The 7,005-nt window shown below is 65.7% G+C and carries 7 protein-coding genes; 5 read left to right on the top strand and 2 right to left on the bottom strand.

What is annotated here, in order from left to right:
• Positions 1–102: 102 nt before the first annotated feature.
• Together QTI68_RS27000 and QTI68_RS26995 are read right to left on the bottom strand one after the other, a co-directional pair.
• On the bottom strand, positions 103–1,242 hold the full coding sequence (locus QTI68_RS27000) for an alpha-hydroxy acid oxidase (RefSeq protein ID WP_286526076.1): 1,140 nt from the start codon (positions 1,240–1,242) through the stop codon (positions 103–105).
• A gap of 6 nt (positions 1,243–1,248) precedes the next feature.
• Positions 1,249–2,499: a flavin-containing monooxygenase gene (locus tag QTI68_RS26995; protein ID WP_286526074.1), complete on the bottom strand. Its 1,251-nt coding sequence runs from the start codon at positions 2,497–2,499 to the stop codon at positions 1,249–1,251.
• Between the two features lie 278 nt (positions 2,500–2,777).
• Between QTI68_RS26995 and QTI68_RS26990 the strand changes: the two genes are divergently transcribed.
• The 5 genes from QTI68_RS26990 to QTI68_RS26970 are packed head-to-tail and all read left to right on the top strand — an operon-like array spanning position 2,778 to position 6,995.
• Positions 2,778–3,926: an ABC transporter ATP-binding protein gene (locus QTI68_RS26990; RefSeq protein WP_286526072.1), complete on the top strand. Its 1,149-nt coding sequence runs from the start codon at positions 2,778–2,780 to the stop codon at positions 3,924–3,926.
• A gap of 50 nt (positions 3,927–3,976) precedes the next feature.
• Positions 3,977–4,954, top strand: a complete 978-nt coding sequence (locus QTI68_RS26985; protein WP_286526070.1) for an NAD(P)H-quinone oxidoreductase — start codon at positions 3,977–3,979, stop codon at positions 4,952–4,954.
• 2 nt (positions 4,955–4,956) lie between these two features.
• The gene (locus tag QTI68_RS26980) at positions 4,957–5,574 is read left to right on the top strand and encodes a glutathione S-transferase (protein WP_503011743.1); all 618 of its coding nucleotides are present in this window, start codon (positions 4,957–4,959) and stop codon (positions 5,572–5,574) included.
• 6 nt (positions 5,575–5,580) lie between these two features.
• Positions 5,581–6,054 (top strand): type II 3-dehydroquinate dehydratase, encoded by a 474-nt coding sequence (locus QTI68_RS26975; RefSeq protein WP_286526066.1) that lies wholly within the window; start codon positions 5,581–5,583, stop codon positions 6,052–6,054.
• A gap of 2 nt (positions 6,055–6,056) precedes the next feature.
• Positions 6,057–6,995: a 2-hydroxyacid dehydrogenase gene (locus QTI68_RS26970; protein ID WP_286526065.1), complete on the top strand. Its 939-nt coding sequence runs from the start codon at positions 6,057–6,059 to the stop codon at positions 6,993–6,995.
• Positions 6,996–7,005: the final 10 nt, after the last annotated feature.

Below are 7,005 nucleotides of genomic sequence, written 5' to 3'. Positions count from 1 at the left end.
GCTTTGCCCGCGCTTGAACGGCGCACGCCTTGCTGCGCGCGGGCGCCTTGCATCCAGCCCCTTTGCTCGACAACGCGACCCCGGAAGTAGGGTGAACAGGCCCTACATGCGCAGGATTCCGCGGTCGACCCCGCGGACATCCGTCTTGCCGCAGAAGGCCATGGAGAGATCGAGTTCGTTCTGGATCAGGTGCAAGGCGGTGCTGACGCCTTTTTCTCCGAGGGCGCCCAAGCCGTACATCATGGCGCGGCCGATGTAGGTGCCGCGCGCCCCGAGCGCGATCGCCTTCAGCACGTCCTGCCCCGAGCGGATGCCGCCATCCATGTGCACCTCCACCCGGTGGCCGACGGCCTCCACGATGCGCGGCAGGGTGGAGATCGACGACGAGGCGCCGTCCAGCTGCCGCCCGCCGTGGTTGGACACCACGATCGCATCGGCCCCGCTGTCGATCGCCAGCCGCGCATCCTCGGGCTCCTGGATGCCCTTGACGATCAGCTTGCCGCCCCAGCGCTTCTTGATCCATTCGATGTCTTGCCACGACAGGCGGGGATCGAACTGCTCGCGGGTCCACTCCACCAGCGAGCCGATGTTGTCCACGCCCTTCGCGTGGCCGACGATGTTGCCGAACTGGCGATGCCGGGTGCCCAGCATGTTCCAGCACCAGCGCGGCTTGCTCGCCAGGTTCAGCAGGTTGCGCAGGGTCGGCCGAGGGGGCGTCGACAGGCCGTTCTTCTTGTCCTTGTGCCGCTGGCCGAAGACCTGCAGGTCCATGGTGACCACGAGCGCGGAACAGTTCGCGTTGCCGGCCCGCTCGATCAGGCCTTCGACGAAAGTCCGGTCGCGCAGCACATAGAGCTGGAACCAGAACGGATGGCGGCCGGTCGCCTCGGCCACCGCCTCGATCGGGCAGATGCTCATGGTCGACAAGGTGAAAGGTATGCCGAACTTCTGTGCCGCGCGCGCCGCCAGGATCTCGCCATCGGCATGCTGCATGCCGGTGAGACCCGTGGGCGCGATCGCCACCGGCATGCTGACCGGCTGGCCCACCATGGTGCTGGCGGTGCTGCGCTCGGTGATGTCCACCGCCACGCGCTGGCGAAACTCGATCTTGCCGAAATCCTCTTCGTTGGCACGGTAGGTGTATTCGGTCCACGAGCCGCCATCGACGTAGTCGTAGAACATCCGGGGCACGCGTTTCCTCGCCAGGCGGCGCAGGTCTTCGACGCAGGTGATCTCGTCCATCCGGGTTCAGGTCTTGCCGTACGACATGTAGGCGTCCTGGATCACGATATGGTCGGCGATGTACTTCGCGTCGTGCCACACGCCGTAGATGAAGGACGACGCACGGTTGACCAGGTTCGGCAATCCCAGGAAGTAGATGCCGCTCTCGGCCGAGATGCCCCGCTTGTGGAACGGCGCGCCCTTTTCGTCGAAGGCATTGACCTTCAGCCAGCTGTAGTCGAACGTGAATCCGGTGGCCCAGAGAATCGTCGTGATGCCAGCCTTCGCGAGGTCCAGGCTCATGATGGGTTCCTTGAGGCAGTCCGGGTCCGGCAGCAGCTCCCAGGCGTCGGGCTCCGGCGCAAAGGGCAGGCCGTTCTGCTCGATGTAGGCATCGGCTTCGCGCAGCACGTCGAAGTACGCCTGGTCGCCCTCCGCGACGTTCCTCGCCAGGCCTTCCTCGAATTCGATGACGCCGTCCTTGTAGGTCTTGGTCAAGCCGACCAGCGTGACGCCCATGTGCGCAAGGCGACGGAAGTCGACCGTCTTGCCGCCCTCGTAGCCGCTGACCGCGAAGGCGACGTGCTGCTTCTTGGGCTTGATCTTGACCTCGTCCCACAGGCCCAGCGCACCCAGCCACCAGCAGTAGTCGCGGCCCCGATAGGAGCGCGGCGGCCGGTAGTGCTCGCCCACCGAGAGGTAGACCGTCTTGCCGGCCTTGCGCAGCTCCTCGGCGATCTGCGAGCCGGAGGCACCCGCACCCACCACCAGCACGGCGCCTTCCCGCAACTGGCCCGGGTTCTTGTAGGTCGAGGAGTGCAGCTGCTGCACCGCATCGGTTTCGGGAACGATCTTCGGATAGGCCGGAATCTGGAAAGGACCGGTGGCGGAAACGACATTGCTCGCTTCGATGACGCCCTCGGAGGTCGTTACCTTGAAGCCCGGGCGACCCACGTTGCGCTCGACCTGCCTGACCTCGACACCGGTACGCACCGGCGCCTTCAGCATGGCGGCGTAGTCCTCGAAATACTGCGCCATGCGCTCCTTGGGCGGAAAGGACTCCGGCGAAACACCCTCGAACTTCAGTCCAGGAAAACGGTCGTGCCAGGCGGGGCCATTCGCGACCAGGGAATCCCAACGCTCCGAGCGCCAGCGTTCAGCGATCCGATTGCGCTCCAGCACCAGATGCGGCACACCCATGAGCGAAAGATGCTCGCTCATGGCAATGCCTGCCTGCCCAGCGCCGACGACCAAGGTATTGATTTTTTCCACTGACATGTGTGTTTCCTAAAGAAGATCGCCACTGATGCAAGTCGCCAGGCAACCTGGAGACACCAGTCATCGATGCAGGCGAGTCTGAAGAAGCACACCGCTTTTGAGAATCACGTTTTTCGGATTCAGGACTTAGGAAAAAGCAAAGCGCTGCCTGCAAGACTCTCGACAGAGGCCCTCGCACAGGCCCGTGCGCCGCGGCCGTCGAGGCCTTTCGTTTTTCCGAGGGTCCGCATCAATTTCGGCAAAGACCCGGTCGCGTACCCATGCCTTATCGTTCGGGCATGAAAGTAGTCCACTCCGACCCTGCAGCGCAGCCCAGCCTTTCGCATCCGCAGGCCGACACGGCCGTCAGCCTGGAAGGCGTGGTCAAGAAGTACCACGACCAGACCGTGCTGCACGAGGTCTCGCTGAAGATCAAGCGGGGCGAGTTCCTCACCCTGCTGGGTCCGTCGGGCTGCGGCAAGACGACGCTGCTCAACCTGATCGCGGGCTTTGCCGAGGCCGACAGCGGCGAGATCTTCATCGAGGGCCAGCCGGTGACCAGCGATCCGCCGCACAAGCGGCAGATCGGCATCGTGTTCCAGAACTACGCGCTCTTTCCGCACATGACCGTGGAGCGCAACATCGGCTATGGCCTGCGCATGCGGGGCGTGTCCAAGGACGAAGTGGCCCAGCGCGTCAAGGAGGCGATGGCCATGGTCAAGCTCACGGGCCTGGGCCACCGCAAGCCGCGCGAACTCTCCGGCGGCCAGCAGCAGCGCGTGGCGCTGGCGCGCGCACTGATCATCCAGCCCAAGGTGCTGCTGCTCGACGAGCCCTTCTCGGCCCTGGACAAGAGCTTGCGCGGCTCGATGCAGGTCGAGATCCGCGAGATCCAGCGCCGCCTGGGCCTGACGACCGTCTTCGTCACCCACGATCAGGGCGAGGCGCTGGCGATGTCGGACCGCATCGCCGTGATGTCGGCCGGCGTCATCCGCCAGATCGCATCGCCGGCCGACCTGTACCGCAGTCCGCAGGACCCGTTCGTGGCGTCCTTTCTCGGCGACGTGAACATCCTGCCGGCCCACTACCACGGCAAGACCGCCCACGAGATCCAGCTGCGCCTGGGCTCCGGCTATCTCAGCCTTCCGCATGCCCGACTGGTCGACGCATCGCACGAAGGCGAGAGGCTGGACGTCTACGTCCGCCCGGAACACATCCAGCTGGAAGGCCTGCACGCCGGATCGGTGCTGAGCGGCACCGTGATCCACCATGTCTTCCAGGGCGATCACATCAATACCTACGTCGATGTGGATGTCCCGATGACGGCCCGGCAGGTCGTCACGGTGCGCAGTGCCGGCCTCGCCGCGATGCAGCACTGGCCCGTCGGCTCGGTCGCCGGGCTGGCGCTTCTCGATGAAGGCATCAGCGTCTTCAGCTCCCGCAAGTAAACAGGCCAGGCAAACCCATGACCGATATCAGAAGCTCCCTTCCAGGTTCCATGCAAGCCATCGTCGCCCGGGAGCCCGGCGACGCCAGCGTGCTGGTGCTGGCCGAGCGCCCCATGCCCGTGCCCGGCGCCGGCGAAGTCCTGCTGCGCGTGCTCGCCGCCGGCATCAACCGGCCCGACATCATGCAGCGCCAGGGCATCGCCAAGCCCGCGCCCGGCATCACCGACGTGCTCGGCCTCGAGGTGTGCGGCGAAGTGGTCGCCTGCGGCCCGGGTGTAGACAGCGCGCTGGTGGGCCAGCGCTTGATGAGCCTGGTGCCCGGCGGCGGCTATGCGCCGTGGTGCACGGCATCGGTCGATCATTCCTTCGTGGTGCCGGCCCCGCTGTCGGACGTCGAGGCCGCGGCCTTGCCCGAAGGACTCTTCACGGTCTGGCACAACCTGTTCGAGCTCGGACGCCTGGCGATGGGCGAGACGGTTCTGATCCACGGCGCCGCGGGCGGCATCGGCACGCTGGCGATCCAGATAGCCCATGCGGCCGGCTGCACGGTCATCGTGACCGACAACGATGAAAGCCGGTTCCCCGAACTGAAGGCCCTGGGCGCCGATCTGGCGATCTGCTGGCCGACCACCGACTTCACGCAGGCCTGCCTGGACTACACCGCGGGGCGCGGGGTGGACGTGGTGCTCGACATCGTCGGCGGCGACTATGTGCGCCGCAATCTGCAAGCCATGGCTTTCGGCGGACGGCATGTCAGCCTGTCGTTCATGCAGGGCTCGGCGGTCAACATCGAACTGCTGACCTTGATGCAGCGCCAGCTGAGCCTGCACTCCTCCACCATGCGTCCGCAGAGTCACTGCGAGAAGTCCCGCATGGCCCAGCGCCTGGCCCATCATGTGATGCCGCTCCTGAAAAGCCGGCGGATCGCGCCGCGCATCCACACCACCTTTCCGGTCGCGGAGGCCGCGGCATCGCATGCCATGCTGGAAAGCGGCAAGGTGTTCGGCAAACTGGTGCTGGTGCCCTGATGATGAAGCTCCTCTTTGCTCCGACATCGCCCTTCGTGCGAAAGGTCATGGTGTGTGCGCATCTGACCGGACAGGCCGACGAGATCGAGCGCTTGGACAGCGCCGCCCATCCGGTTCGACGCGATCCGCGCATCGCGGCCCACAACCCGCTCGCCAAGGTGCCGACCCTGATCCTGCAAGACGGCCAGGCCCTCTATGACAGCCGGGTGATCTGCGAATACCTGGCCAGCCAGGCGGACACGCAGACGATATTTCCCGCGTCCGGCGCCGATCGATGGACGGCGCTCAGCCGCCAGGCGCTGGGCGATGGCCTGCTCGACGCCGCGCTGCTGGCGCGCTACGAGCTGACCGCGCGTCCCCCCGAATTCCAGTGGCCCACCTGGCGCGAGGCCCTGTTGACCAAGGTCACGGCCTGCCTCGAAGCCATCGAAGCCATCGCATCCGGGTTGAGCCCCGACAAGCCCACCATCGGCGAGATCACCATCGGCTGCGCCTTGGGATACCTGGACTTCCGCTTTCCCGAGCTGGACTGGCGCGCGCAATGCGGCAACGCCGCCCGTTGGAACGAAGCCTTCCAGAACCTGCCCGCCATGCAGGCCACCCGACCCCACGAAGCTTGAAGACCCATGAACTACGCCTCGACTGCTTCCATCACCGTCTGGTTCCTGAACGGCCCCAACGCCAACCTCTACGGCCTCGATGCCAACAAGAACTACGGCACCGACAGCTTCCCCGTGCTGCAGTCGCGCTGCGAGCAGAAGGCGGCCTCGCTGCAGGTCAGCCTGCGTTTCCTGCAGTCGAACCATGAAGGACAGCTGATCGACTGGATCCAGGAAGCGCGCGGCGTCGCCGACGGCATCGTCATCAACGCGGCCGGCCTGACCTACACCTCCATCCCCATCCTGGATGCCTTGCTCTCCTTCCCCGGCAAGATCATCGAGGCCCACATGAGCAACATCTGGAAGCGCGAGCCCTTCCGGCACCACTCCTACATATCGAAGGCGGCGCACGGCGTCATCGCGGGACTCGGCGGCGACGGCTACGAACTCGCCATCGAGGCCGTCGCGCGCCTGGTGCGAAAGAACCCGCAGGCTGCCTGAACATGACTGTCGGCACCCTCGCCTTCTACAGCGACTTCGACGATTTCCTAACCTGGAAGCAGGCGCTCCAGGCGCAGCTTCCGGCACTCCGGGTGGTTCATGCCAGCCACGCCGAGCGGCCGGAAGAGATCGACTACGCCATGGTCTGGAAGCCCCCGCAGGGCATCTTCGAACGGATGACGAAGCTGCGGCTGATCATCAACCTGGGGGCCGGCGTCGACTCGCTGGTGGGACGCGACGACCTCCCGCCGAAAATCCCCATCACCCGCATCACCGATCCGCAGATGGCGCGGATGATGGCCGGCTATGTGCTGTTCGCCGTACTCCGGCATGCTCGGGATATACCGCACTTCGAGCAGGCCCAGCGCGCGGGCCAGTGGGTCTACCGCCACCCGCGTTCGCCGGAGGACATCACGGTCGCGGTGCTGGGACTGGGGCAACTGGGCGCCAAGGCAGCGCACGAGATCCAGCGCCAGGGCTTCAGGACGCTGGGTTGGTCGCGCAGCCTGGCGCAGATCGACGGCGTGGAATGTTCGGCCGGCATGGAGACGCTCGATGCCGTGATCGGCCAGGCCGACATCGTCGTCCTGATGCTGCCGCTCACGCCGCAGACGAAGCACATCTTCGATCGCGAACGCCTCGTAAAAATGCGGCCCGGCGCTGCCTTCATCAACGTCGCCCGGGGCGCCCTGGTGGACCAGGCCGCGTTGACGGCGCTGCTGCAGAGCGGCCACATCGGCGCCGCGACGCTGGATGTCTTCGAGCGCGAACCCCTGCCTGCCGAAGACGCGCTATGGCAGATGCCCAACGTGCTGATCACCCCGCACCTCGCATCCGTGGCGATCCCGTCTTCCTCGGCCAAACAGATTGCAGCCAATATCCTGCGCGTCGCGGCTGGCGAACTGCCGGACAACATCATCGAGCCGTCGCGGGGGTATTGACGGATCTGGG

The sequence above is a fragment of the Variovorax sp. J31P207 genome, assembly GCF_030316965.1.
Taxonomy (GTDB): Bacteria; Pseudomonadota; Gammaproteobacteria; order Burkholderiales; family Burkholderiaceae_C; genus Variovorax; species Variovorax ginsengisoli_B.
The sequence above is the reverse complement of the archived record's forward strand: the minus strand, read 5'-3'. Positions and strand labels throughout refer to the sequence as shown.